Origin of the sequence: Myxosarcina sp. GI1 (assembly GCF_000756305.1) — a bacterium.
Lineage (GTDB): Bacteria > Cyanobacteriota > Cyanobacteriia > Cyanobacteriales > Xenococcaceae > Myxosarcina.
Map to the genome: position 1 here is coordinate 39,922 of NZ_JRFE01000025.1, position 25,843 is coordinate 65,764.

At 39.6% G+C, this 25,843-nt stretch carries 26 protein-coding genes; 10 read left to right on the top strand and 16 right to left on the bottom strand.

Annotated elements, in window-relative coordinates; all coding sequences use genetic code 11:
- Positions 1 to 19: 19 nt before the first annotated feature.
- From KV40_RS19695 to rplC, 3 genes are read right to left on the bottom strand one after another with little or no spacing between them, the layout of a single operon-like run.
- Positions 20 to 328 (bottom strand): 50S ribosomal protein L23, encoded by a 309-nt coding sequence (locus KV40_RS19695; protein ID WP_036485246.1) that lies wholly within the window; start codon positions 326 to 328, stop codon positions 20 to 22.
- Complete coding sequence (gene rplD / locus KV40_RS19700; RefSeq protein WP_036485249.1) at positions 321 to 953, bottom strand: 50S ribosomal protein L4; 633 nt, start codon at positions 951 to 953, stop codon at positions 321 to 323. The genes KV40_RS19695 and rplD overlap by 8 nt, the downstream gene beginning before the upstream one ends.
- A 57-nt stretch (positions 954 to 1,010) precedes the next feature.
- Positions 1,011 to 1,646: a 50S ribosomal protein L3 gene (rplC, locus tag KV40_RS19705; RefSeq protein ID WP_036485251.1), complete on the bottom strand. Its 636-nt coding sequence runs from the start codon at positions 1,644 to 1,646 to the stop codon at positions 1,011 to 1,013.
- A 640-nt stretch (positions 1,647 to 2,286) separates the two neighbouring features.
- Between rplC and KV40_RS19710 the strand changes: the two genes are divergently transcribed.
- Both KV40_RS19710 and KV40_RS34240 read left to right on the top strand, forming a co-directional pair.
- The gene (locus KV40_RS19710) at positions 2,287 to 2,763 is read left to right on the top strand and encodes an NAD(P)H-quinone oxidoreductase subunit N (protein ID WP_036485254.1); all 477 of its coding nucleotides are present in this window, start codon (positions 2,287 to 2,289) and stop codon (positions 2,761 to 2,763) included.
- Positions 2,764 to 2,825: 62 nt separating this feature from the next.
- Positions 2,826 to 3,581 (top strand): salt stress protein, Slr1339 family, encoded by a 756-nt coding sequence (locus KV40_RS34240; protein WP_052055785.1) that lies wholly within the window; start codon positions 2,826 to 2,828, stop codon positions 3,579 to 3,581.
- A gap of 90 nt (positions 3,582 to 3,671) precedes the next feature.
- Here the strand turns inward: KV40_RS34240 and glgA are convergent, their stop codons facing one another.
- The 5 genes from glgA to KV40_RS19740 form a co-directional block, all read right to left on the bottom strand.
- Entirely contained in the window at positions 3,672 to 5,111 is a 1,440-nt protein-coding gene (gene glgA, locus KV40_RS19720) for a glycogen synthase GlgA (protein WP_036485256.1), read from the bottom strand.
- A gap of 132 nt (positions 5,112 to 5,243) precedes the next feature.
- The gene (locus KV40_RS19725) at positions 5,244 to 6,947 is read right to left on the bottom strand and encodes a bifunctional diguanylate cyclase/phosphodiesterase (protein WP_036485258.1); all 1,704 of its coding nucleotides are present in this window, start codon (positions 6,945 to 6,947) and stop codon (positions 5,244 to 5,246) included.
- A 740-nt stretch (positions 6,948 to 7,687) separates the two neighbouring features.
- Complete coding sequence (locus tag KV40_RS19730) at positions 7,688 to 8,245, bottom strand: alpha/beta hydrolase (protein ID WP_052055786.1); 558 nt, start codon at positions 8,243 to 8,245, stop codon at positions 7,688 to 7,690.
- A gap of 317 nt (positions 8,246 to 8,562) precedes the next feature.
- The gene (locus KV40_RS19735; RefSeq protein WP_036485259.1) at positions 8,563 to 9,462 is read right to left on the bottom strand and encodes a CoA-binding protein; all 900 of its coding nucleotides are present in this window, start codon (positions 9,460 to 9,462) and stop codon (positions 8,563 to 8,565) included.
- A 56-nt stretch (positions 9,463 to 9,518) separates the two neighbouring features.
- Positions 9,519 to 10,697 (bottom strand): ATP-grasp domain-containing protein, encoded by a 1,179-nt coding sequence (locus KV40_RS19740; RefSeq protein WP_036485260.1) that lies wholly within the window; start codon positions 10,695 to 10,697, stop codon positions 9,519 to 9,521.
- 245 nt (positions 10,698 to 10,942) lie between these two features.
- Here KV40_RS19740 and KV40_RS19745 point away from each other — a divergent pair, with 245 nt between their 5' ends.
- Together KV40_RS19745 and KV40_RS19750 are read left to right on the top strand one after the other, a co-directional pair.
- A complete protein-coding gene (locus KV40_RS19745; RefSeq protein ID WP_036485261.1) occupies positions 10,943 to 11,188 on the top strand; it encodes a hypothetical protein in 246 nt (81 codons plus the stop codon).
- A 273-nt stretch (positions 11,189 to 11,461) separates the two neighbouring features.
- Positions 11,462 to 12,205: a hypothetical protein gene (locus KV40_RS19750; RefSeq protein WP_253274324.1), complete on the top strand. Its 744-nt coding sequence runs from the start codon at positions 11,462 to 11,464 to the stop codon at positions 12,203 to 12,205.
- 74 nt (positions 12,206 to 12,279) lie between these two features.
- On the opposite strand, the gene bamD is transcribed toward KV40_RS19750, so the two are convergent.
- Positions 12,280 to 12,795: an outer membrane protein assembly factor BamD gene (gene bamD, locus KV40_RS19755; protein WP_036485263.1), complete on the bottom strand. Its 516-nt coding sequence runs from the start codon at positions 12,793 to 12,795 to the stop codon at positions 12,280 to 12,282.
- 87 nt (positions 12,796 to 12,882) lie between these two features.
- Here bamD and KV40_RS19760 point away from each other — a divergent pair, with 87 nt between their 5' ends.
- Positions 12,883 to 13,278, top strand: coding sequence for a hypothetical protein (locus tag KV40_RS19760; RefSeq protein WP_036485265.1), 396 nt, complete (start codon positions 12,883 to 12,885; stop codon positions 13,276 to 13,278).
- Here the strand turns inward: KV40_RS19760 and argB are convergent, their stop codons facing one another.
- The gene (argB, locus tag KV40_RS19765) at positions 13,279 to 14,172 is read right to left on the bottom strand and encodes an acetylglutamate kinase (RefSeq protein ID WP_156114098.1); all 894 of its coding nucleotides are present in this window, start codon (positions 14,170 to 14,172) and stop codon (positions 13,279 to 13,281) included.
- Positions 14,173 to 14,255: 83 nt separating this feature from the next.
- Entirely contained in the window at positions 14,256 to 14,786 is a 531-nt protein-coding gene (locus KV40_RS19770) for a shikimate kinase (RefSeq protein ID WP_156114099.1), read from the bottom strand.
- Between the two features lie 824 nt (positions 14,787 to 15,610).
- Between KV40_RS19770 and KV40_RS19775 the strand changes: the two genes are divergently transcribed.
- Positions 15,611 to 15,805, top strand: a complete 195-nt coding sequence (locus tag KV40_RS19775) for a hypothetical protein (RefSeq protein ID WP_036485435.1) — start codon at positions 15,611 to 15,613, stop codon at positions 15,803 to 15,805.
- Positions 15,806 to 15,955: 150 nt separating this feature from the next.
- Here KV40_RS19775 and KV40_RS19780 read toward each other — a convergent pair whose 3' ends face one another.
- The 3 genes from KV40_RS19780 to KV40_RS19790 form a co-directional block, all read right to left on the bottom strand.
- Positions 15,956 to 16,459 carry a hypothetical protein gene (locus KV40_RS19780; RefSeq protein WP_036485269.1) on the bottom strand — a complete coding sequence of 168 codons (504 nt, stop codon included), beginning with the start codon at positions 16,457 to 16,459 and terminating at the stop codon, positions 15,956 to 15,958.
- Between the two features lie 74 nt (positions 16,460 to 16,533).
- A complete protein-coding gene (locus tag KV40_RS19785) occupies positions 16,534 to 17,142 on the bottom strand; it encodes a flavin prenyltransferase UbiX (protein ID WP_036485271.1) in 609 nt (202 codons plus the stop codon).
- A 12-nt stretch (positions 17,143 to 17,154) separates the two neighbouring features.
- Entirely contained in the window at positions 17,155 to 17,907 is a 753-nt protein-coding gene (locus tag KV40_RS19790; RefSeq protein WP_036485272.1) for a HEAT repeat domain-containing protein, read from the bottom strand.
- Positions 17,908 to 18,579: 672 nt separating this feature from the next.
- Between KV40_RS19790 and KV40_RS19795 the strand changes: the two genes are divergently transcribed.
- From KV40_RS19795 to KV40_RS19810, 4 genes are all read left to right on the top strand, one after another.
- The gene (locus tag KV40_RS19795; RefSeq protein WP_036485274.1) at positions 18,580 to 21,273 is read left to right on the top strand and encodes a tetratricopeptide repeat protein; all 2,694 of its coding nucleotides are present in this window, start codon (positions 18,580 to 18,582) and stop codon (positions 21,271 to 21,273) included.
- A 42-nt stretch (positions 21,274 to 21,315) separates the two neighbouring features.
- Complete coding sequence (locus KV40_RS19800; protein ID WP_036485277.1) at positions 21,316 to 22,251, top strand: YbhN family protein; 936 nt, start codon at positions 21,316 to 21,318, stop codon at positions 22,249 to 22,251.
- Positions 22,252 to 22,296: 45 nt separating this feature from the next.
- Positions 22,297 to 23,220 carry a DNA polymerase beta superfamily protein gene (locus tag KV40_RS19805; protein ID WP_036485281.1) on the top strand — a complete coding sequence of 308 codons (924 nt, stop codon included), beginning with the start codon at positions 22,297 to 22,299 and terminating at the stop codon, positions 23,218 to 23,220.
- A 90-nt stretch (positions 23,221 to 23,310) separates the two neighbouring features.
- Positions 23,311 to 24,075, top strand: a complete 765-nt coding sequence (locus tag KV40_RS19810) for a DNA polymerase beta superfamily protein (RefSeq protein WP_036485284.1) — start codon at positions 23,311 to 23,313, stop codon at positions 24,073 to 24,075.
- Between the two features lies 1 nt (position 24,076).
- On the opposite strand, the gene larB is transcribed toward KV40_RS19810, so the two are convergent.
- Both larB and ispE read right to left on the bottom strand, forming a co-directional pair.
- The gene (gene larB, locus KV40_RS19815; RefSeq protein ID WP_036485286.1) at positions 24,077 to 24,877 is read right to left on the bottom strand and encodes a nickel pincer cofactor biosynthesis protein LarB; all 801 of its coding nucleotides are present in this window, start codon (positions 24,875 to 24,877) and stop codon (positions 24,077 to 24,079) included.
- 15 nt (positions 24,878 to 24,892) lie between these two features.
- Positions 24,893 to 25,837: a 4-(cytidine 5'-diphospho)-2-C-methyl-D-erythritol kinase gene (ispE, locus tag KV40_RS19820; RefSeq protein ID WP_036485288.1), complete on the bottom strand. Its 945-nt coding sequence runs from the start codon at positions 25,835 to 25,837 to the stop codon at positions 24,893 to 24,895.
- Positions 25,838 to 25,843: the final 6 nt, after the last annotated feature.

Below are 25,843 nucleotides of genomic sequence, written 5' to 3' on the forward strand. Positions count from 1 at the left end.
ATTGTGCCTGACTCGAAATCTACAGTTCGGGGAATAGAACGATTGAATCTCCCTCTTTTAGAGTTACAATGGCTCTTTTGTATTGAGCTTTATAGCCCATAAACCTACCTACACGGCGTTTTTGACGAGGTAGATTCAGAGTATTAACTTTAACTACGCTGACATCAAACAAACTTTCAATCGCCGCTTTGATCTGTGGTTTGGTAGCTATAGGCAAAACGTCAAAAACGTACTTGCCAAGCTCCATTTGAATTGTTCCTTTTTCGGTAATAATTGGTTTGAGGATCAAGTCGGCTAAATATCTGGGATTGTTGTAATTCTTAGTCACCGTATACCTCCTTTATTTGTTCTAGAGCGTCGGTGGTCGCGACAATTTTACTGGCGTTAAGCAAATCGTAAATATTTAAGTTTGTAGCTTTAATAACCTTTAAATTGCTGATATTTCTAGTCGATAAATAAATATTTTCGGGAATTTCTGGTAATATTAGCAATACTTTCCGTTCTGCATCTATTTCCCAACGTTTTAAAGCAGCAGTTATTTCTTTGGTTTTAGGTCTATCTAACTGCTCGGCAAAGTTTTCTACAACAATCGTATCTTCCAGTCGCGAGTCGAAAGCCGTTCTTAACGCCAAACGACGCTCTTTGCGATTCATTTTGACGCTAAAGTCTCTGGGTTTGGGTCCAAAGATAACTCCACCACCCCGCCACAAAGGCGAACGACTCGAACCAGCGCGAGCGCGACCAGTTCCTTTTTGTCGCCAGGGTTTGCGTCCGCCCCCACGAACTTCGGCTCTAGTTTTGCTAGAGGCAGTCCCCTGACGAGCATTATTAATTTGTCTGATCAAGGCTCGATGCACAATATGTTCGGCATTTTCTGCTTTGGCAACTTTTAGTTCGAGGGTCGTCTCGCCGACATTTTCCCCCTGCCAATTTTTGACTACACAATTAACCATAGTTATCTATATAAATCTTGCGACGATATTGTCATTTGCGACTGGATATTGCTGGCGTTAAACCTGTTTGCTGGGTGCGATGCTGAGTAACGCTCCTGGTTTTCCAGGTAACGCACCGCCAATCAACAATAAATTTTGTTCGGCATCTACTTTTACTACCTGTAATTTACGCACGGTTATCTGGGTTGCGCCATATCTTCCTGCCATCTTTTTCCCTGGATAAACCCTGCCTGGAGTAGTACCCGCTCCAGTCGAACCAGGAGCGCGATGGTTTTTGGAGCCATGAGTCATCGAACCCCGACGAAAGTTGTGTCTTTTTTGATAGCCAGCAAAACCGCGACCGATAGTTTTACCCGTCACATCAACTTTGGCTTCGGTGCTAAAAATTGCTGAAAGATCGAGAGTTTGACCCAATTCATACTCGCCAGTAGATTCGGTGCGATATTCTTTCAGGTGCCGCAGTGGTGCCAGTCCAGTTTTTTGCAGATGACCGAGTTCTGGCTTTGACAGAGCTTTTTCTCTGACTTCTTGATAGCCGATTTGAATCGAACTATAGCCATCGGTTTCTTTAGTTTTTATTTGAGTTACGACACAAGGACCTGCTTGAACTACAGTTACAGGAATAGCAGCCCCAGTTTCCTGGTTAAAAATCTGGGTCATGCCTAGTTTGGTGCCGAGAATACCTACAGACACTGATTTTAGCCTCTCTATCGTTGTAAGTTAATAGGGTTTAGTTTATAAATCTCGATATAATTTTGGCGGTCGCCCGTAGCTTCGCCTATAAGTGATGTTTTTATCGAGAGCAAACAGTTCTAGTGCTATTACACTCGATTGCAGTCGATTTGGTTAGCAAAGAAAACAGACCAAACTAACCCGAGACATCTTCGAGCCATAATGTATAGCAATAAATATATATTTACTGTTCTGTAAGATATACCACCAAAGTAGACTTAAAATTCAAACATCACTTCTACTTGGTGTTTTAATCATGCCTGTTATCTTTAGAGACTTAAAGAGTTTTTTCTTCAGTATCTTCGCAAAGAGGCATAAAGTAGATATAATTTCCGCTTGCCAATCTAGACCAGAAGCGGAAGGGATTGAGATTGCAGTACCAGGCAATATCTGGAGAAAGTCATTGACTATCTAACGAGACTCAAATTAATAATAAGTCACAATCGATAATGATACACGATCTACACAGTATTTTGCAAGTAGAAGGCAAACTTTTTAAAAGTAAAACTGGCGGTTAATTAAGTTTCGCGACGCGAATCAAATATAATTCTGATATAACTTAATAAATTTTTCGAGCGAGCAAACCTGGAATTATAACAACATGGCATTAATTACTACTGGTAAATCTTTTATTCGCGCTCTCGAACAAGCTGGAGCATTGAGTTTGTATATGCCTTTAGAAGGAGGTGCGGAAGGACGCTATCAAAGGCGATTGCGAGCTTATGGTTATCGAACTATTGCTTTGACTGCTAGAGGGTTGGGCGATCCAGCCGCCTATCTAACCAGATTTCACGGCGTTCGTCCCCCTCATTTAGGTAAAAAAGATATCGGGCAAGGTGCCGCAGTGGGAGATATTTATTTTGTACCGCCCATTGCTAACTATGAACTGGCAAATCTGGCAGAAAATGCGAAAGGATTGGTACTGTGGATTATGGAAGGACAGGTTTTGTCTCGTCAGGAACTCGAATATTTAATCGATCTGCCAAAGCAAGAGCCACGAATTAAAGTAGTCTTGGAAATGGGTGGCGATCGCTCCGTGAGTTGGAAACCACTAGCAGAAGTTATAAATGCCGCCTAGGATCTAAGTAGTAAAAATTCAACTTTTTTTATAAGTTAAAAGCACTAGTTTGAGAGGCGGTTATGGCAAATGAAATGGACGAACTATTGGCTGAGTTAAAAGTAGAATACCAGTCCGAAAAGCGCAAGTTCTCCGAGCAAAAAGAAAATAAGCCCAATCGGGCTAAATCTCAGTCTGCGCCGCCTCCACAAACTCAATCATCAGCGGATAATGCCGCAGAATCGGCATTGTTTGATGAATTACTTTCAGACGTAAAAACTGAGGTAGAAAGAGAAGAACCACGTCCGAGCGATCGAAAAACTAGCGATCGCTATTTGGGCAATAGCAGAGCTAATCGCAGTAATTCTGCTAACGACCGCTCTCCTCAATCAAACCAACAGCAATTTTACGAACAATTAAAGCAAAAACAGCGAGCCAGAGAACTAGCTGCCAAAAAACAGCAAGCAAAAAGGCAAAGAGAAAACAAACCGCATCCGACTCGCCAAGAAACTAGCGATCGCTCTCCTCAGTCAAACCAGCAGCAATTTTACGAACAATTAAAGCAGCAACAGCAAGCCAGAGAACTAGCCGCACAAAAACAGCAAGCAGAACGGCAGGCAGAGCAGCAACGAGAAGCTGAAATAGCGGCTAAAAAAAGAGCCGAACACCGAGCCTTAAGAAGAAAAGCTGCATTGACTGACAAAGCTCGTCACTGGTTACAAAACCTAGATCTAAACTCGGAAGAAGGTAGATGGTTTGAAGAATTTTCTTACTCTTATGACTCTCAGTTAGAGGCAGCAGTTGATTATTTAGAGGCGATGCGAGAAAGTGGCTTGTAAGTAAAAACGAGTGAGTAGCGTGGGCAAACGTCTTGCAGTTATTAGTGATTACCAAAATTACTCTTTCTTTACCCACCTTACGGTTAATGGTTAATTTATGTACTTATCTAAATTTAAAATCTCAAGTTTCTCGAGTTCTGCTCGCGTCAGTTCTGTGTTATGTCCAGCTACTTCTTTATACAGTTTGATGTACTCTAAAGCCGATCGCACCCAGCTAAAGTCTTTTTTCATCGCTCGCTGCTGAAGTTCTTGCCATTTATCTTTATACTGAAAACCCTCCCAGGCTCTAACCATACAGGTATAAAGATCTAAAGGTTCGTAGCGATCGAAGCAGTAACCAGTTCCCGCACTGCGAACGGGATCGTGATGGGAAACGGTATCGACTAAACCACCAGTACGTCTAACAATCGGAATGCAACCATAACGCATTGCTATCATTTGACTGATACCACAGGGTTCAAACTTAGAAGGCATTAAAAAAACATCGCAACCACTATAAATTTTTCTCGATAGTGGATTGCTATATAGCAATTGAACCGACATTCTGCCTGGAAAACGAGTCGCAGTTTGCCACAACTGAGTTTCTAAATTACGATCGCCCGTACCTAAAACTACTAGTTGAGCGTTGCTATAAGCCATAAAGCGGTCTAGTATTTGCAGGAGCAGACCGATTCCTTTCTGTTCGACTAGACGGGTTACAATCCCCATTAACAGGGCATCTTCATCGACTTGTAAACCTAACTCTGTTTGTAAAGCAGCTTTATTTTGACTGCGTTTATCTAAGGTGTCTACCGAAAAATTTTGATACAAACATTTATCCGTTGCTGGATTATAACTATCGACATCAATACCGTTAACTATTCCCGAAATTTTACCGCTGATAAAAGAAAGCAAACCCTCTAGCTTTTCGCCATATTCTACCGTTTGAATCTGTTGAGCGTAAGTCGGAGAAACAGCGTTGACGCGATCGGCAAACTGCACCGCAGCCGCCATAGTATTATGACCTTGCATATACCAGGGACACCAGGTGATTTTCTCTAAATACCAACGCCAGGGACCTTGATATGCCAGGTTGTGAATGGTAAAAACGCTGCTAATATCGGGGGATTGGTGCATCCAGACGGGAATCATTCCCGTATGCCAGTCGTGACAATGAACGATCTCTGGCTTCCAGTAGTTCCAACAAAATTCTGCCGCACCGTTGGCAAAAAAGGTAAACCGCCAGAATTCATCTTCTCCACCATAAACGCGATCGGGATCGAAAGCTGGATGACCGAATAAATAAAGAGGAACATCGCTATCGGGTAACACAGTTTCGTAGACAGCAAACTGATTAAACATGGCAGAACCCCACCAGATTGGCTGCTGAGGAAGCTGCATTGACTGATTGAGAAAGCCGTAGTAAGGCATAAAAATACGGGCATCGTGTCCCAATCGCCGCAGGGTTCTAGGTAAGGCACCAACTACATCTCCCATTCCCCCTACTTTAGCTGCGGGTGCGGCTTCTGCTGCTACAAATAAAATTCGCATCTACTTTCTTTTGTGTTGACTCGCTATTATGGCATCGAAAGTGATTATAGTAGGGTGAAGGGGTACGACGATAGGGGACAAAGCAAAAATGTTTCGGAACGCTAAGCGGAGCGTAATTGCAATTACCCTATCTCAAACTCTAGGAAAAACCGTTTGATTTTGAGCCTGATAGGTAAGTAAAAAATTTCTCAGATTATATGCCGACAGAGGTTCGCTAAAGTAATAACCCTGTACTTCATGGCAACCCTGATTTTGAATAAAGTCAAACTGTGCTTGAGTCTCAACTCCTTCGGCAGCAATATTTAGTTCGAGACTTTGCGCAAGAGCCACAATTGCTCTTGAAATTGCAGCATCGCTGGGATTTGAAGCAACATTAATTACAAATGAACGGTCGATTTTTAAGGTGTCGAGAGGTAATTTCTGTAAATAGCTTAACGATGAAAAGCCAGTACCAAAATCGTCTAAAGCCAAACTAATTCCTTTGCTTTTAAGCTGTCGTAAAATAGTTGCTATTGCCTCTAACTTTTCCATTAAAGAGCTTTCAGTAATTTCTAGCTCTAAATAGTTGGCTTCTAAGCCTGTTTCTATTAATACGCGCTCGACTATTTCTACCAAATTATTTTGTCTGAGTTGATAGGGAGAAAGATTGACCGATACGCGAAGTGGTGGCAATCCTTCTTGCTGCCATTGTTTATTTTGTTTGCAGGCGTTAAGCAATACCCATTCGCCAATTGTCTCAATTAGATTACTTTCTTCAGCAATAGGAATAAATTCAGATGGAGAAACGGCACCTAATTCTGGACTTTGCCAGCGTAGTAGAGCTTCTACGGATACGAGGCGACCGTTAGCAACGTCTACTCTAGGCTGATAGTGAACTATTAATTCATTTCTTCTCAAAGCATAACGCAAGTTTTCTTCATAAATCAATCTACGCCTTAGCAGATCGTTGCTTTCTGCAGAATAAAATTGATAAGTGTTTGTTGCTTGCTGTTTTGCTTGATGTACGGCATTATCTGTATTTTGTAATAATTGTTCGCCGCTAACTCCATCAACAGGATATATTGTAATTCCTAGGTTGAATTTTCCATGAATTTTTTGCCCAAGTAAAGAATATGGTTTGGAAATAGCTTCGAGTAAAGTTCGAGCAAACAAAGTTAATTTATAGTAGTTAGTATTTTTCTGTAAAATAGCAAATTCACAATCGCTATATCGAGAGAGTATATCTTTGACATTTAAATATCTAGCTATTCTTATAGCTACTTTTTGAATTAACAAATCACCAATTTTATGACCAAAGGCACTGTTAATACTTTTTAGATTATCAATACTTAAAACAATCAAAGCAAACTGTGTTTCTCTACTGGTTTGATAAATTGCCTGTTGCAGATATACTCGAAACATTTTTTTGTTTGGTAAATCTGTTAACTTGTCGTAGTTGGCTAGATATTCAATAGCTTTGTCTAATTTTTCTAAAGTTTTTGCCGTATCTGCCATTAGCGTTCCCACTTCATCTTTAAATTTAGTAGGTAGATCGATTAGTGTTTGTTCTTCAGTGTACTGGCGTAAAACTTGAGAAGTTAATGTAATTGGATACAGCAAATAATTTAATACACAGAGGGTAGCCAATGTGCCAATTAAGGTGGCAATTAAAGCAATTATAATTAGCCTTACCGTAGCCTCCGCAGACAATGAACCAGAAATAATCGCATAAAAAAACAGAGTCAGTAAAGGTACGTGAGTGCCGATAAAAGCAATCGACATTATTTTTCCACGATAAGTTTTTGGGAAACGCAGTCTGGACATGACGGCGTAGAGCTTTAAGCGACGATAATTCATGCTTGTGTATTAAGCTTATTTTATTGAATTAGAAAGATTTAAAATTAAAATGTTTTTTAATTAAGTTGTTGAGTTACTATCTTGTGTATTAGACTTTTATTACATAAATAAAAGTCTAAAGATTTTTTTCTTTAACATCTTCCTCTCTCAAATAGTCAATTATGATTTGTGCAACGAGCCTATTATTTATTGACTTCCGAATGCAAATATATTCGAGCCAAACAAATATTTAAACAAGTTTTTTTCAAGGCTTAAATGGTTTTTGTGTATTTCGACACCAGTAATTTTTATCAATACAAGATATAGTTAAGTGTCTACTTGCCTTTTTTTACAATACCTCCGAAGTTATTTTAGATATTTTATAGCAATATCGCTTGATTTGATTGCCACATAGATCGAATCGACAAAGTAAAATTACCATCTAAAATCATTGTTGTATGTTAGTAGCACAATATCTGGAGACGTTCTCGATAGAGAAGCTATAAAAGCCAGGAAAAACACAACGCTATAAATAACTGTAATGTTCAAAACAAAAATCCACCCGTTGGAGAGGTGGAATAGGCTGAGTCAAATAGTTATTTAATCGATATAGTAGTAGCGCGTCCAGACTAAAATACAGGGTTGGTTTTTGATTTGTTCTTCCAAAGTTGGGGTTTAGGAGGCTCGAACAAATTTAACTTATCTAACAAATTAGAGTAGACGTGCGAGTAATTTGGGTTCTTTGAAAAAAGATATTTTATTTAATTGAGCTTAATAGTAGCTTCAGATTCTTGCCAAAATTTGTTAAGCTCAAACAGTTTCCTGGTATCGATCCGAACGTCATTAGCAGGGAATTTCTGCATGACATCTATAACCGTCCAACCTTCAGTGCTGCCAGGTGCAGCCGCAGCTTCAATTAAAGCCGAACGAATTGCATAAAAGCCATTGCGCTCGGGATGGGTTTTTACTGCCGTTCCCAAGTCTTGAAGCAACTTTTCTCCTTCTGTAGTTTGACTGTATTTATATAGTTCGACGCGATCGCTACTAAAGCTTTTTTGTAGCCAGTAGCGTAACTTAGTTAAAGTATCGCGATCGATAAATTTGGCATAAAGGCGAAATTCTCTGGTTAGTTCGCCAGTGTCGGCATATGTTTTGAGAGAGTGGACTGAAATATTGCCGTTAAAAGGTCCGTAAATTAATTTAATTTTTTCGGCAGCCAAGAGAGGATTTAGTTTGGCGATCGCAGGAAATATCCAAATACCAATAAATATTAAAAAATAGAGCGCACTGTTAGAGCGAACGTTAAAAGTTTGTCTCATAATTTTAGTATGTGTTGGAGCCAAAAAGCCTATCTATCAGTGTGTTGCCAGCGGCAAAAATACATATATTACTTTAGATACAGTTTGGCAATAAAATTAAGTTTAGAAATCCAAGATAACCCAAGAATTAGTAGGCACGGAAAATCTTCATCAAAACGACGCGAAAACTTTACCACCGGTTAGAGAAGGACGCGATTTCGAGCTTTGCTCGTGCAGCCATCCGTCAGGCTTCGTCAATCGCTGGAGCGTGCCGCCAATCGAAATGTCCTGTGGGGCATCGCCGTTGCCTCTAAAAACGTTGCCGAAGTAGCCTCTGACTATTTAGACTTTAAACTCTTTTCAATCAGCAAAGGAATTTCACAGGGTTTGCCAGCAATTTTTATTCCTGCCTGTTTTAAGCGATCGAGGTCTTGGTGGTTAGTATTAACCACAGGAATTGAAGAAGATAGGTGATTGGTAATAATAGTAACGGCATTGCGAAATAGTTTTTCTTGAGGAGCCTGCAATCCTGCTAGATAGATAATCAATGGTTTTTTAGCTGCACTACGTTCGTAAAAATCGATTACTTCTTCAGTTTCATAGAGAGTTCTGCCAACTAAGACGATGGCTTCAGTATTGGCATCGTCACTGAGAATCGATAACCATTGACTCAAACTCGAACCCAGAATTTTGTCTTCACCCAAACAAACTACTATCGACTGTCCCAATTGCGCCTGATTTAGCTCCCAAGCTACTTCATAGCTTAAATAAGGGCTATTGCCTATCAAACCAACTTTTCCAGCCTGATAAAATTGCGGTTGCAGAGTACCCATCCAAACCTGCTCTGGAATGACAAAACCATGACTACCAGGACCTAAAATCGAAGTGTTATTAGTCTTTGCCCACTTTAATAAAGAGATAGTATCTAATGGTGGTATTCCTGTGGTAAAAATAATTAAGTATCGAACTCCAGCGGCGATCGCTTCTCGTCCCGCATCGAGTACCTGATAGGGTGGAACGAAAATCAAGCTAATTTCAGCTTGCCCGCATTCGGAGATTGCCTTTTCTACTAACTGGTAGACGGGAATTTCGTCTTTAGCGGACTGGTTGTTGTCATAACTCACTCCAGCGACAATATTAGTTCCGTAAGCCTTAAGTGCCAAAACGCGATCGCTTACTTCTGGTTCGTCAATTCCTTGAACGATAACCTGAGTATCTCGAGCAAATGACCAATTCATAAATAACAAATTTATTCCACAAAAATTAGTTTAGCGATCGTTTATTGGTCTGGGGGTCAACTTTCATTTTTTGCCAAAGTGACTGTTAGGGAAATGGCTTCTTCTAAACTATCTATTAAATAGATTGTTTCTGTAGCACCAAGCCCTTCTATATCGGCAACAGTCTCACAATTTGTGAATCGCAGCACTAGTTTAGTCGGTGATGCAATTAGAGATGTCTTTTGCTCGTTAAGATAGCAATCGGCGATCGCCTCAACGAGATCGCGACTGCTTATAGCCAGTTCCCAAATATTAACTAAAATGACCTGAATTTTATCACTATATATCAATTCTGTCAGAGAAAGTTTTAGTTGTTGCCAATACGCCTCGGTAGTATTCGCTCTTGGTTCGATAACCATACCGCAGGCAGGTTTTGCTTGTCGGCGGCAAATCAAATCCCAAGCCAAAATTGTCAGATCGAAGCTATTGGTAATAATGCCAATTTTGTTATTTGGTTCTTGCCAGTTAAGCCAACGCAGGTTTGATTCATTTTGTCGTTTGTGAGATTGGCTACGAAGATTGCAGATCGCTTTATCGTCTAAATTTGCTAAGGTCGCAATGTCTGGATGTCTACCTATTGCCGAATCATTAATAGTAATTTTGCCATCCAGTGCCATCAACTCGCCACGTTCGTTGACTCCTAAAGGATTGATTTCAATTGACTCCAAATCTTTAGCCTTAAAAAGTTCATACATATTTTCAATAATTTGACTGACAGAGCAAACTAACTCACCAGTCAATTGCATATTGACAGCTAAACGACGAGCATAAAATGAGGAAAACTCGGTGTCAATTGGTACCTGATGTAAATTTGCCAGTAACGGTTCGAGATTCATTCCTCCATATGCCGAACCCAAAAGTACGGGGCATTGCAAATTGTAGTCTAAAACAATTGCCAGAAAAAATTCTCGCTCTGCATTGTAGTGTGCTTCTGCCAAAATAGCTTTGGGGTATTCTCGCAAAATCGATAAATTAAAAATAGATCTGGCAGCGGCAATGGCATCGATTGTATTAGAAACGAAACGCACGCCTCCTGCTTTACCTCTTCCTCCCGCTTTAACCTGGGATTTTAATACTACTGGATACGGAATTTGCAGTTGTTTGATTTGCCTGGGTTCGGCAATGGTTTGAGCGGGTAGCGTAGGAATGCCAACTTGACGAAATAGCTCTTTAGCTTGATATTCGAGTAAATCCATGTTCGATTATGGATTGATTATAGAAACAATCAATATTTTTTTGGTAACTTGGTAAGAAAAAATTTGTCGTTTTACGGCAAAATTTCTTCTAACTTCGTGAATTTTAACGTAGGTATTGTCCGAATTTAAAGCAATTAGAGGCATACTATTCAAACTGCGGTAGAGCTAACCGAACGTTCGATTGTGTTCTGCTAGTGGAAAATAGAGCAAAGCAGGGACTATGATAGATGTAGAGCGAAATTTTGATGGATTTTAACTTGAAGCAAACATTTCATAATTTTTCAATAATGGCAAGTAGCGCGATAAGTCCGAAGGGGAGGGCGCGTCGTAGTCTGGAGGGCATGATGTTTTCTCGCCAGTTTATGCCGCTCCTCAAGCCGTCCGTGACTCCCGTCATAAGCTTTGCGATTGTCGATTGCGAAAGCAAATCGTCAGACTCAGACAGCGCACAGAGCGCGATCGCTTCAGATTTGTTTGAGTGTATTTTATAATTGTGTTCGACTGTTCTTAGTAGTTTTACTTTACTTTAAAGTTTGATTTTTGTTAATTAAATTTAGAGACTTTGCCTTTTTGCAAACAAACTACCTCCAACTTTACAAAGAGTAATTAATTTGCTTTTACATGACCTCATAAACTATTCAACTATGCCCTACAATACAATTTCAACGCGCCACTATGGTAGTAACTAAAACAATGCTAGAAAGTTCTGGCGAACTGAATCTTGAATTCTACAAAACAGAGTAAAAGTAGATTTCAATATATCTATGGCAATATCTCACAATTATGGAAGGGGAATGAACAAAGTCGTCATCATTATTAACGCTGAGATTAACGATCGAGGACAGTTATTTGCTGTTTCTCCAGTAACGCAAAAAATGGTCGAAGCTTTAAAACAGAGCATTACAGATGATTCGGACTCAATAATTGAAGTAATATCAGCAGCTACTTTATGGTCTAATTTGCCCAAGCCATCTATTGATGATGCTTTAATTACCTATTGTCCCCTAACGATTCAGCTACCTGAATACTTCAATTTTTCCGCTCGTCAAACCTATATCGCCTGTAAAAATATTGGCGAACGACGGCTTTGGGTAGAACAAAAATTAGGATTTAAAACTAGCGTTGGTGATTCTTGGCTGGGTCATTTATGGTTGCCGATCGTAGTAACTTCAAATCGCACTATTTATGGAGAGATAATTGGGGAAGGCGAGATTCCCAACTCATACGAACAACCCGTAGAGCTACCCATTCGTCACTATAAACCTCTATATAGTTTGGCAGAAGGTTTGCTTAGCTCTCTTGATGCTCCGCCTGCTGTTTATTTGCTACAGTTTAGCCTCTATGGAGGAGAAATTGTATTCGATCGCCTGTGGCCTTTTCCTGCCGCTCCTGCTTTAATAACCCTGAGAACTCAACAGCCAGATTTATTTGCCTGCCATTGGCATTGTTTGACGGGGCGGTCGATCTCTAATCTTGTTTCCCCTGTGAAAATGTCAATTCGATCATAGCTCGCGCTGCTCGCCAACATGTTCGTGTTCTTCCACAGCACGAGCCTGAGTTTTACTGGAGCGGGAACTAAAGATTATTTACTCATCCAAATAATACTACTTAGAGTCAATATAGTTACCAGCAGAGCAAACCAGACAAATTTATTATCTCGGTCGTTTATCTCTGATAGGTTTACTTCTGCTGGATTTTCATTAATAGTCTGCTTGTTATTATTGGTTTTTGCTGCGACATATTTCGCCTTACCAATATCTGCATCGGTAAGATCGGGGATTTCATTCAACCATTCTTTAGGTCTCGATAATTTGGGTGCTTGAATAATATACAGCAAACGTTTTGCCTGTTGGCGCGTCTCGGAATCAGGATGAGAGGTTAATTTTTGAGCTAGAGCGATCGCTTCAGAGATTGAGTTTGCAGCCTGGTAGGCAGTAACTAACCAAATTTGAGCTTCTCCGCCCTGACGAGAAGTAGGAGCGATTAGTTCTACAGCAGATTCTAAATTTTCTATGCTCTGGCGATATCTACCTCTTTCTAAAGCTTGCTTCCCCGCTCGATAGTGCTGCCGAAACTTTTCTCGATTGTCTGTCGTCACTTTTACTATACTTAATATACTGTGGAAATTACTTATATTTAATCTTAGACGATGGTAATTTCGGTTCGATATTTCCAGCAATAAATCATGTTTGATTCCAATAAGCCCGAATACAGTTGGCGTAAAGTCATCTATTCTCTGGCAGTAGCAACGAGTGCGTTTTTAGCTACTGAATTGCCAGTAAACGCTCTGCCTGAAACTGCTCTGCAAATTGCTCAAGTTCGCAGTCGAGCGATCGCTCCTAGATCTTTAAATGTAACTCCGCCGCCAGGAAGGCATATTCCCCTGCCGTCAGGCAGAAGCAGCTACGATCGCTACCATCATCGCGGTTATGACTTTTATGGCGATCGCCACACTCGTTACCGACACCGAGATCGCCGAGGTTCTAGAGGTAATACCACCATAATTATTATCAATCCCAACCGCAGCGATAGATACTCAAACTATCGTCGCAGCGAATTTATTCAAATAATACGTCCTTAACTATTCTTGGTATTGAGAAGCAACAATCATCGAACCGATACCTTCATCGGTTAGTATTTCGAGTAGCAAAGAGTGGGGCAACCTACCGTCTAAAATGTGTGCTGCCCGTACTCCCTGTGCCAGAGAGCGTATACAACAGTTGACTTTAGGAATCATTCCTCCAGATACAATACCGCGCTCGATTAGGTTTCTGGCTTTTTGAATATCCAGTTTGGTAAGCAAAGTAGAAGGATCGTGATAGTCTTCTAAAATACCTGGTGTATCGGTTAATAAAATTAGTTTTTCTGCTTGTAGAGCCGCAGCTATTTCTCCTGCTACCGTATCGGCATTAATATTGTATGCTTGTCCATTTTCATCAGCAGCAACGCTAGATATGACTGGTACATAGCCGCTATCAACCAAAGATTCGACCAATCCCGTATCGACACTAGTTACTTCGCCAACAAAGCCTACTCCTTCTCTACCTACGGGACGAGCTTTGATTAAATTACCGTCTTTACCGCAAAGTCCTACTGCGGGGGTTCCTGCTTGATTAATTAAAGAAACCAGTTCTTTATTTACTCTTCCGACTAAAACCATCTCCACGACATCCATCGTAGTGGCATCAGTAACCCGCAAACCGTCTTTAAATTGAGGCTCGATATTTAATTTACTCAGCCAACTATTAATTTCTGGTCCGCCACCATGTACTACTACCGATCTCACTCCCACACAGGATAAAAACACGATATCGCGGATTACTCCTGTTTTGAGATTATTGTCTTTCATTGCCGCTCCACCATACTTGATCACAATCGTTCGATTGGCAAACTTTTGAATGTAGGGAAGAGCTTCACTAAGTACGCGGACGCGGGTAGCTTCTCTTTCTTTTATATATTCGCTTTCAATAACCATATTTAATCCGACTGTTGACTTATTCTTTATCAATCTCAGAGCGGTAGAGTTTCTGTAACTTTCACTACCGAAAGCAACTATAGCTAGTTGTCTTTAGCTGCTGACTTCAATATTGTCGGTACGGTATTTATAATCTCAGTAGCTATTTGTTCTGGAGATCTTTTTGTGGCAATTTCCAATCTGAGATCGGCTTGAGCATATAAAGAACGACGAGATTCCAGCAAAGTCTCCAAGCGATTCGCTAGCGGTCTTGTAGTGTCTCCTGCCAAACGCTGATGCAAAATTTTTATATCGGTATCCAGCCAAATAACTAACCCATGATGTAAATAACTCCAGTTAAACGGTTTTTCAATGACTCCGCCGCCAGTAGAAATAACACATCTGGTATAAATAGACAGTTCGGCTAAAATTTTAGTTTCTAATTCTCGGAAATACGGTTCTCCTTTAGTAGCAAAGATTTCTGCAATCGATTGCCCCGCTACTTCAGTGCAGACGGTATCCATATCTATAAAACGGTAATTTAGCTTTCTGGCAAGATGTTGCCCGACGGTGGTTTTACCTGTCCCCATCATGCCAATTAAGTAGACGTTTACTCCTTTTAATAGATCGTTCATGTTTATTACTATAATTGCTTTGGCAGAGTGTAAATACTTTTTTGAGCTGTTATTTTGTTACATTTTATTATTCATTTACGAGTTTTTAACTAGTTGTATTGCGCTAGTTTTATAATCAAAGAAAAACATAAGTGTAATCACGTAGTAAAAGACATTATTTACCAAATGACAATTTTTAAATATGGAGGAACTTATCTGTGTTAGATGTGTAGACTTGAAACTATTTTCTAGCTGACCTCGTCAGTAGATCGGGTATATTAAATTCTCGATACCGTCAAAAACTGTAAAAACTATGACAATAGTGCGTCTTTAATCGATCTATTTATATTATTAGTAGTCGGTTTGACCCAGGTATGCTGCCAAAGACCGACATGACTGTAAAAAAATATACTTTTTGGACTAAGTAAATATTTAGTTTAAACCGCGAGCAAAGAATTAGCAATAATTCAATCTATATATTAAGTGACTGTAACAGATTACTTTATTATCTTTGCTATTCAAGGAACTGTGGAATAGATAATTCAAGTTATTACCAACCAAACCCAAATAGCTGTTATTTTGTTTCAGCTTATAGTTGTATTCGTAGCTGTTTGGGCAGAAAATAAGCGAAACATTAATCATTATGTTTTATTTTCGTTAATCTTTATCAAAAATATATATTGCGATCGAGATTACGGAAAAACTACTCGATACTGTATACGATTTAATAGATATTGAGCTTATGTATAATTGCGAGCGACTAAGTTTATTTATTTAGAAGTTAAGTAAATTCAACGTTTTTGCTCGAATATTTTCGGTTTATTTTAGCAACAGCAATATTTAAAATGATTAGGGAAATAGTCAGACAAGCTTTAAAGACAGGTTATTTAACCATTGAAGCCGAAGAAAAGCTCAGAACTATGCTTAAAAGCAAATACGAGCTAGAAGATTTAGAAGCTTTTATTAGATTGCAACGTGAAGCAATGCTCGGTAAAGTAAAGCAAGAATCTCGTGAGGCATTTATGCCCTCAAAAACCTAAGCTATTACGTATTAGATTTGACGAGCGAACCTGCCGAGGCTTCAGGGCGCACCTGCGCCGAATCACTTCTTTTAAAATTGAATAGTATGTAGTTTAAATGCCTAACAGCTTAATAAAGAATATCTGTATTAATTAAAAAATAAAACGATATTAGATCCATTCTTCATCGTCTGAGTTTTTTTGACTGTTGTTTTCTGGTTCTTCGGGGCGCTCTCCAAGCTCGTTTTTGTCTTTAAATCTATAAGAATAGGTGGAACCAGAGCGACGAATAGTTTCTGGCTCGCGCTCGATTTCATAGGCAGAGGAAGTACTAGTAGTAGTATCGGCTATAGACTCGTTAGCAACGGTTGTAGTTGAAGTAGGGTTGCCAAACTGAGTAGTATTGGGTTCGGGTTCGGATGCAATGTATCTGCTTCTCTCCTTGCGAGCATAAGCATAACTATTTAATGATTGCCAGATTAAACTACTTAAAACCCCTGCTAAAACAAATAGAGCAATCCACAAGGCCAACGGCATTGGAGAAGTTTGATACCAACAAGAACTAGCCGTATCGGGACACAGTAACTTTAAAGATAAAGGCTCTCGATTTTGCACGAATAGTACCGCAAAGGCAATTGCTAAAAGTAATGTCAGTAGAAATTTGAAGCGATTCATATATTTAGAGCGAATATTTAGTGATTCTTATGGTGTTATTTTATCGCTGTCTCTATTGCCCGTCTAAACATAAATTAATGTCCTTGCCAGCGTTTTAAAGGAACGCAATCGATATCCAGCACGTCTAAAGTACGAGCAACTACAAAATCTACTAAATCTTCAATGGTTTGGGGATGATGGTACCAGGCAGGAATAGCAGGAACAATTTTGACTCCTGCTTCAGCTAAAGTAGTTAGATTGCGCAAATGAATCAAACTAAATGGCGTTTCTCTGGGTACGACAACTAAAGGTCTGCCCTCCTTTATTTGAACATCGGCAGCTCGTTCGATTAAGTCCCCACTCAAGCCGTTAGCTATTTTGGCTACCGTACTCATGCTACAGGGGATGATAATCATGCCTAAAGTTCTAAASGAGCCACTAGCAATATTTGCGCCGACATCTCCCCAATGGTGACAGCGTAGTTTGCCGCGATCGCTTTCTTCGGCTCTAACTCGCCAAAAATCTTCCTGTCGCTCTGATTCTACTGGCATCCTCACCCGATTTTCAGCCTGCCATACCATGTAAGCAGCCCGTGAAGCAACTAGTTCGACTTCATAATCTGCTGCCAAAAGAAATTTGAGGATGCGTACGGTATAAATTAAACCAGAAGCACCGCTAACACCAATGATTAAAGGTTTTGTCATTTAAGGGTCGAGTCAGATTAATCCTTCAAATTCTAATTCTTCGATAAACTGTAAACCTCTAGGATCGCCGACTTTAAGAATGGCGGTTTTAGAGTCATCTTTTACTCCATAGTCATCGTCTTCTACCAAGGCTTCGATTAAGGCATCGATTGCCGTAGCATAAACTACATTAGAAGGAAGCTCTCGACAAAGCTGGCCGATTGCCCAGGCGCAATTACTTCTAACTGCCGCCATTGCATCTTTTCTTAAAGCTTCAATCAAAGGTGGCATAGCGGCAATTACATCTTCATATTCTAAAGTAGCTACTTGAGCTAGAGCACTAGCCGTCCACAGACGTACTGCCGAAATATCGGTTTTGAGAGTATATATTAGTGGCTGCAAAGCGCGGCGATCGCGGCTATTGCCTAGAGCCCAGACTATACCTTTACGCACGTAGCCATTCCAATCTTCCTCTAATAGCTCGATTAGCGGTTCTACTGCTTCGGGTGAAGTGTTTCTTCCCAAAGCGTAAGCAGTACTGACTCTAACTAAAGGACAGTCATCTTTTAGTAGTTTAATTAACAACGGAATTGAGCGTCGATCTTCTAGTTCGCAAAAAGCTCTAGCCGCGATCGTTCTTTGAGAGGCTTGCTCGGATTGCAGTAGCTCTAGCATTTGTTCGGGGTCGGGAGGGGGAACTTCTGATGCTGGGGCTACCGTATCCATCTCATCAAGCGGACTGGTGAGTTCTTCAGTTGATAACAGGCTCAATTCATCATGTTGCATAATTGCTTAAGTTATCTTATTAGTGCCAATTTCTCAAGTATTAACCAACGGTGCGAACTAAAATTGCTATGCCCTTTAGTTTTCTCGAATCGATAGCTTTTCCAACCCAATCCCACTCTTATCTTAATATTTAATGTGTATTCAACGCTACATTGTCTGGGTGGCTACGCTGGCAGCAAACATAGAATGTCTAGTTGACAAAGATAACGTTCGGGCATCTTGATGTGGGTACTATATACGATCGTGCCAGCTTGGCATTTGTTACAAACCCTCAGTATTAAAAGCACGGTGTATTCGCCTCAGCACCTGCGTACACGGCAACTGTAAGTTCCGTTAACTAGCAAAAACAAAGTAACAAAGTTAGGCTTTAAGCAGATGGACTTATTATAATGGCAACTGGTGCTGGTGCAGCCATATCAGAAGGTAAAAAGATTCTCGCGCTTACCGCTACCAATGCCAACAAAAAAATTGCTACTACAATTAAAGGAGTTATGTATTGACGAAAAAAATTCATTTAAATAAATAGATTTTTTAGGATATAAGGGTTAGAGGGTTTTAATAAAATAAATTCCCAAACAAATCGTTTCAACGATAGTCTTTTTTTATCATAGTAAGAATCGCTCTCAAGAGGTTAGCCAATTTTCGCTACAGTTTAGAAATTTGTGTCAATTTATGTCAGACTCCGACTTTACTATTCCAATATCTCATACTCACGATTCTAGTTCAGAGGTTGGGGAAGAGCGTGGCTACAAGATTTTAAGATCGGGCGATTTATTATGGAAGAGATACTATATTGTCAGGGAGCTTGGCAGTGGAGGATTTGCTACTACTTATCTGGCAGTCGATCGCCAGTCTAAGCCTCAAACTAAATGCGTTGTCAAACAGCTACAGCCAAGGTTTAATAGTCCAGCAGTATGGGCTAATGCTAAAGAAAGGCTGGCAACAGAAGCAAACGTGCTACAGTGGTTGGGCACTCACGATCGCATTCCTCGACTTTTAGCTCATTTTGAAGAAGATCGGCAATTTTACCTAGTTTTAGAATTTATTGAAGGTGAAGAACTAGAACTAGAGGTACAACGACAAGTTTTAACGGAACCTCAAGTAGTCGAGTTTTTAATTGAAATTTTAAAAATCTTAAATTTCGTCCATCAACAGGCTGTAATTCATCGTGATATCAAACCAACTAACCTGATCAGACGGAAGAAAGACGGTAAGTTTACCTTAATTGATTTTGGTGCAGTTAAGGAAATTGGCACTTTAGCGTTTGACTCAAATAAACAGCCAATCGAGACTCAAATCATTGGTACACCTGGCTATATGCCACCCGAACAAAACAGCGGCAAACCTATTTTTAGCAGCGATCTTTACGCTTTGGGAAAAACCGCTATTTTCGCGCTTACGGGGCGATCGCCAATTGAATGGGAATTTTCTGAATCTCCAGACTCACCCAACTGGTACGATAATCTTACTATAAGTAAAGCTCTAATCGAAGTTATCGAACGACTGACTGCCTCTAAAATAGCCGAGCGCTATCATAATGCCAACCGAGTTTTGCAAGATTTAAAACCAATGTTAGCAGTCGGCAAAACTGTTGCAGGACGATATTATATTGATGAGTATATAGGTAGCAGAGGCAGAATTAGCACTTATATATCTAGAAATTTAGGAGCGGATAATCCTTCTTTATATTATTTAAAAATTTTACAGCCTCAACAAACGCCAGCTTCTAGTTTGGATTTTGTAATCGAACGGTTAAACAGGGAGCTAACAGAGTTAACTAAATTAGAAACTTGCTCGCAGGTTCCTAAAATTATTGAATATTTAACCGATCGTAAAAATTTATATTTAATTCAAGAATACATAGAAGGTGAATCTTTAGCAAGAATAATCAAACGAAAAAAGATTTTTTCAGAAGCAGAAATTATCGATATAGTTATTTCCACTGCTAAGATTTTAGTCTCTATTCACCAGCAAAATATCATTCACGGCAATATCAATCCTTTAAGTATAATTAAGCGCAAACACGACGGCAAGCTATTACTAGTAGATTTTGGCTCGATTCAAGAAGCGATATCTCTGTCTTCAAATAGTCATAGCCAAGTTTTCCCTGGCTCTCAATCTCACACTGACGAGCCACACGAAGCAAAGCATTTGTCTTATCCAGCTTCTAGTTCAAACTTAGAGCGAGCTGAATATCTCTCTCCCGAACAAATTTTTGGTAGCAAATCCGTTGCTAGTGATATCTATAGTTTGGGTATGACAGCCATTCATCTATTGACGGGAGTTGCTCCTGCTAATTTGCCCAAAAACCCTCGTACTGGCGAAATATTATGGCAAGATTTTCAAGCAGCTTCGGAATCAAAAAATGAAGTAATTTATAATGCCAAGCTTGCCAAAATTTTAAATAAAATGGTTTGTTTGGACAAACGCAAGCGATATCATTCTGCTGCCAAACTGATTAAAGACTTAAATAAAATTAAGCACAGCTCTAGCTTTCATAATTTGTCAAAATATTTATCGATTGTCCTCGTCCTAACTGGAGTAGTTTGGTTTGGATTGATTCAATGGGCGCAAAGAGTGGCTATTTTAGAGTTTTATAAAGGTGATATCAAACTAGAAGCCAAAAAATATAGAGAAGCAATTGAATATTATGACAATGGCTTGCAAAAGCTACCCAAAACTTACGGTATAGTTAAAAACTTCGAGCAAGTATGGTTGAAAAAAGCTAGAGCCTTAAGCCAATTAAATAGCTACGAACAGGTAATAGACACCTGTAGCAATGCTTTAAGATATTATCAAAGTTATCGGTTATGGAACTGTAAGGCTTTAGCTTTAGATAGTCTCAAACAGTATGAAGAAGCTTTAAAATCTTACGATCGCGCCCTCGGCTTAAATAATGATTCTCCCTGGGTATGGAACAATCGCGGTGAGGTTTATGCCAAAATGGGTAATCCCGAAGCAGCGATCTCCGATTTTAAGCAAGCAATCGAACTAGATGCCGAACGAAGTTTTGTGCCCTGGAATAATTTGGGTAAGCTACACTATCAGCAACAAGATTACCAAAGAGCGATCGAAGCCTATCAGCAAGCGTTATCGGTCAAAGAAGATTATCTTCCTGCTTTAATAGGTTTGGGCAATGCTCAAAAAAACTTGCAACAGTATTCAGAGGCTTTACAGGCATATAACAAAGCAATTGAAATTGATGATACTTCCTATGAAGCATGGTATGGCAAGGGTTTGGTTGAAGAATCATTACAGCAATATCGGGAAGCTAGAAAGGCTTATCAAAAGGCTTTCAGTCTAAAACCAGATTGGGAAACTGTAATTAAGGCGCTGCAGAGAGTAGAAAGGAAACTAGGTAATTAACTCAATCGATTTCTATCCTATAGTTAACTTACTTCTTAATTAATGAAGCAAATTCTCTCAGCAATCAAACCCTATCTACGTTGGTTCATTCTGGGAGGAACGCTATTTTTTCTAGTCAAAGTTTTTAAAGATCGCTGGCAAGAAATAACCGCAGTTAAATTAGTGTTTTCTGATTGGCTATTGTTATTTGCGGCTTTATGTGTAACCTTGCTTGCTCATATTTGGTCTGGTTGGGTTTGGACTTGGATACTCGATGTTTTTCAGCAGTCTATAACAACCTGGCAGGGAATAAGAGTTTATTTAATTACCAATATTGCCAAATATTTACCTGGGAATATCTGGCATTTTTATGGCAGAATTACCGCTATTACTCAGAATGGCGGCTCGTTAAGTACGGCTACATTCAGTGTTTTATTGGAACCTTTATTACTAGCTGCGGCAGCTTTATCGGTTTACCTAGTTGGTATGAGTTTTGGTTGGCTGTCAACTAGTTTTGAACTCAAAATTATTGGTTTGCAAATTGCTTGCTTATTAATAATTTTAGTAGGAATTAATCCCCGTATTCTTAATTTTTTGTTACTACGTTTGAGTCGTAGTAAAAACAAATTAGAAAAGATTGATGCCAGGTTAGAACGCTATCCCATCGCGCCTTTTTTGGGAGAAATTGGGTTTTTAGCTTTTCGGGGAACGGGTTTTTTACTAACTTTTACCGCTTTTAAATTTGTAGCGATCGCACAAATACCGCAGTTAATTAGTGCCTTTAGTTTTGCTTGGTTGTTAGGCTTAGTAATTCCTGGTGCGCCTGGCGGCATTGGAATATTTGAAGCGACAATTATTGCCTCTTTAGATAAAACACAATTTCCCACAGCAATAGTGTTAGCTACAGTGGCTTTTTTTCGCGTTATTAGTATTTTAGCTGAAGCGATCGCTGCTGGAGTAGCTTGGCTTTGGGAACTGATGGACAACTACAGACAGTAAAAGTTTTTTGTATAATGATGTAATACGAAAAAAAATATTAGAGCGATGAATCCTCATCTAATAATTCCTGTTGGTACACAGGTTGTGAGTCGAATTGAAGTTAGAGATAAACATAACCAAATATTGTGCTTGCAAGGAGGCTTGGGAGTGATAACTCAAGCACCTACGGATAATTCTCATTCATATCAAATTCGTTTACCCAATGAGAGACAAATTACTTTACGTCGCCATCAGTTTAGTATTCGTAAGCATTACCAGCGAGGTTTGGAATATGCCCAAGATATGCTGGCAGAATATAACTTATACGATTATGTTATTTATCGCTGCGTAGTAGGTTCTAAAGCTTTTGGACTCGATAATGAAGATTCTGATACAGATTTAAGAGGTATTTATCTACCTCCTGCCGACTTACACTGGTCATTATATGGCATTCCCGAACAGCTAGAAAATAATGAGCGTCAAGAATGCTATTGGGAATTACAAAAGTTTATTATTTTGGCACTAAAAGCTAATCCCAATATTTTGGAATGTTTGTATACGCCGATGGTGGAAACAGCAACAGCGATTGCCGAAAAATTGCTAGCTAATAAAGAAATATTTTTATCTCAGTTAGTTTATCAAACATACAATGGCTACGTAATGTCTCAGTTCAAAAAAATGGAGCAAGATCTGAGAAATATGCAAGAAATTCGCCCAAAACATGCCATGCACCTAATTCGCCTGCTGCTGTCGGGAATTACAATTTTAGAACGTGGTTTTGTTCCCGTAAAAGTAGACGATTATCGTAGCGAACTATTGGCTATTCGTAACGGTGAAATGTCTTGGGAAGAGGTTAATAAATGGCGATTGGATTTGCATCAAAAGTTTGACAGAGCAAAATTTAATTCTACTTTACCCGAACGTCCAGACTATGAAAAAGCTAATTCTCTATTAATTAAAGCTAGACGAAAAATGTGCGATCGTTTTTGAACACGGCAGACATTAAAAATAACAAAGAAATTTAGTTTAAAGATAATTTTTATCGCGATCGCCACTAGAAATAAGTTTACTTTCAAAAAGATGTTAACCAGGATCGACAAGCTAAAAAAAATATCTAGTTCTCAACCATATACCTTATTGTTTGCTACGATTAGTGGCGCACATTTGTATGGATTTCCGTCTTCAGACTCAGATTACGATCTGCGGGGTAGTCATATTTTGCCAGTTGCAGAAGTTATTAGTTTGTATCCTGTAAGAGAGACAATAGAAATTTCTAAAACAGAAGCTAATTTAGAATTAGATTTAGTAACTCACGATGTTAAAAAGTTTTTGCTATTGTTACTAAAAAGAAATGGTTATGTTTTAGAACAACTCTATTCACCGCTAGTAGTTCATACCACAGCAGCGCATAAAGAACTCAAAGCGATCGCAGCTAATTGTATTACTCGTCATCATAGCTATCATTACTTAGGCTTTGCCAAAACTCAAAGACGTTTGTTTGAGAAATCTACAATCAAAAAAATCAAACCACTTTTGTATATTTATCGAGTTTTGCTAACAGGTATTTACTTGATGAACACAGGAATCATTGAAGCTAATTTAGTAAAGTTAAATCAAGAATTTAAAATTTCTTATCTTAGCGATCTAATTGCTATTAAAACCGAAGGTAAAGAAAAATCTATTTTAGAAAGTGATAACGTCGATTTTTATTTGCAAGAATGCGATCGCTTGTTAGCAGAATTAGAAACAGCAGCAGCAAACAGTCATTTACCAGATTCTCCCTCAGAAGCAACTAAAGCCAAACTTAATGATTTATTAGTTGAGGCAAGAATAAAATGTGCTTAATTTATAGTCGCTCGAAGCGATCGCCTTTAGTTTTATTTAATTTACTTGCAGTACGTAGAATTTGCGCTGCTAAAACTGCCGCACCGAAACCATTATCGATATTTACGACACCAATACCAACCGCACAGGAGTTGAGCATAGTAAGTAGTGCTGACACCCCAGAGAAACTAGTACCATAACCGATACTGGTAGGAACGCCAATTACAGGGCAATCTGCCATTCCAGCCACTACGCTAGGTAACGCCCCTTCCATTCCTGCAACGACAATTAACACATCGGCTTCGTAAATAAGTTCGCGGTGACTCAATAGACGATGAATTCCCGCTACTCCCACATCCCAGAGACGGTTGACATTAAAGCCACAAAGTTCTGCAGTCATAGCAGCTTCTTCAGCAACGGGAAGATCGGCAGTACCAGCAGTCACAATTGAAATCTTGCCAGGGTGTCTGACGGCGACTTCAGCTTGGGAGAGTACGCAAATTCGGGCTTCAGGGTAGTAAATTAAGTCGTCAATCTCAGCTTTTAACTGCTGGTAAACTTCTGGAGTGATGCGAGTCGCCATTACCACAGGGGTATCTTGTCGCATCGCCTGGATAATTTTAATTATCTGGTAAGGAGTTTTACCCAAACCCCAAATTACTTCGGGAAATCCCGTTCTTAACTGACGATGGCGGTCGATTTTAGCAAAGTCAGCAACTGGTTCAAATGGCAGATGTTTGAGTTTTTCTAAAGCAATTTCGGGGCTAATATCCCCTGTGGCGATCGCTTCTAATAAATTTTTTATAGCTTCAGGTTCGGTCATTATGTTGGACTTTTCTTAATTTCCCAGATGAACACCGCCAGTAAAAAGCTGAGTGACCCACAAACTTAGTTCGGGATTAGAAATTTTAGAACGCATTTGGTCTTTAATCGATATCGCACTTGCTTCTGATTCGCAGAGGGCAAAAACAGTAGAACCACTACCCGACATCATCGTCCCTAATACTCCTGATTCGGCAAACATAGCGCGTAATTTATCTATCTGCGGATGTGCGGGTAAAACCACCTTCTCTAAATCGTTACGCATCAATTTACCGATTTCTGCTCCCTGCCCTTTTATTATGGCACTAACTATCGGACTGGAGTGTACCTGCGCTCTACGAGCTTTAATTTCGGCGCGATCGCGTGCATAAGTATCGCCATACTTTTGTCGATAGGTTTGATATGCCCAGGGTGTAGAGACGCTCAAGCCGTTGTACTTAGCTAACACTACCCATAGATTATCCAAATCTTTAATCGCATCTAGTTTTTCTCCCCTACCAGTGGCGATCGCCGTTCCTCCTGAAATACAGAAAGGAATATCGGAACCCAATTGAGCCGCCAATTCGTGCAGTTCGGGGGAAGTCAAACCTAGTTCCCACATCAAGTTAATTCCTACCAATACTGCTGCTGCATCTGCCGAACCGCCACCCAAACCAGCAGCAATGGGAATATTTTTTTCAATGGCAATATTCACGCCGCCATAGTTGGCATAAACTTCGGGAAAGCTATCGCACATCAGCTTTGCCGCTCGATACGCTAAATTCGTTTCATCTGCTGGTATTGCCGAAGAATTAGTACGTAAATTAATTTTTTGATTATCGCTCGGTTCGATAGTCAGGCGATCTGCCAGGGTAATGCTTTGCATAATCATTACCAGTTCGTGAAAACCATCAGGGCGATCGCCGATAATTTCTAAATAAAGATTGATCTTAGCAGGAGCAATTAGAAGATATGAGTGCATGAGATA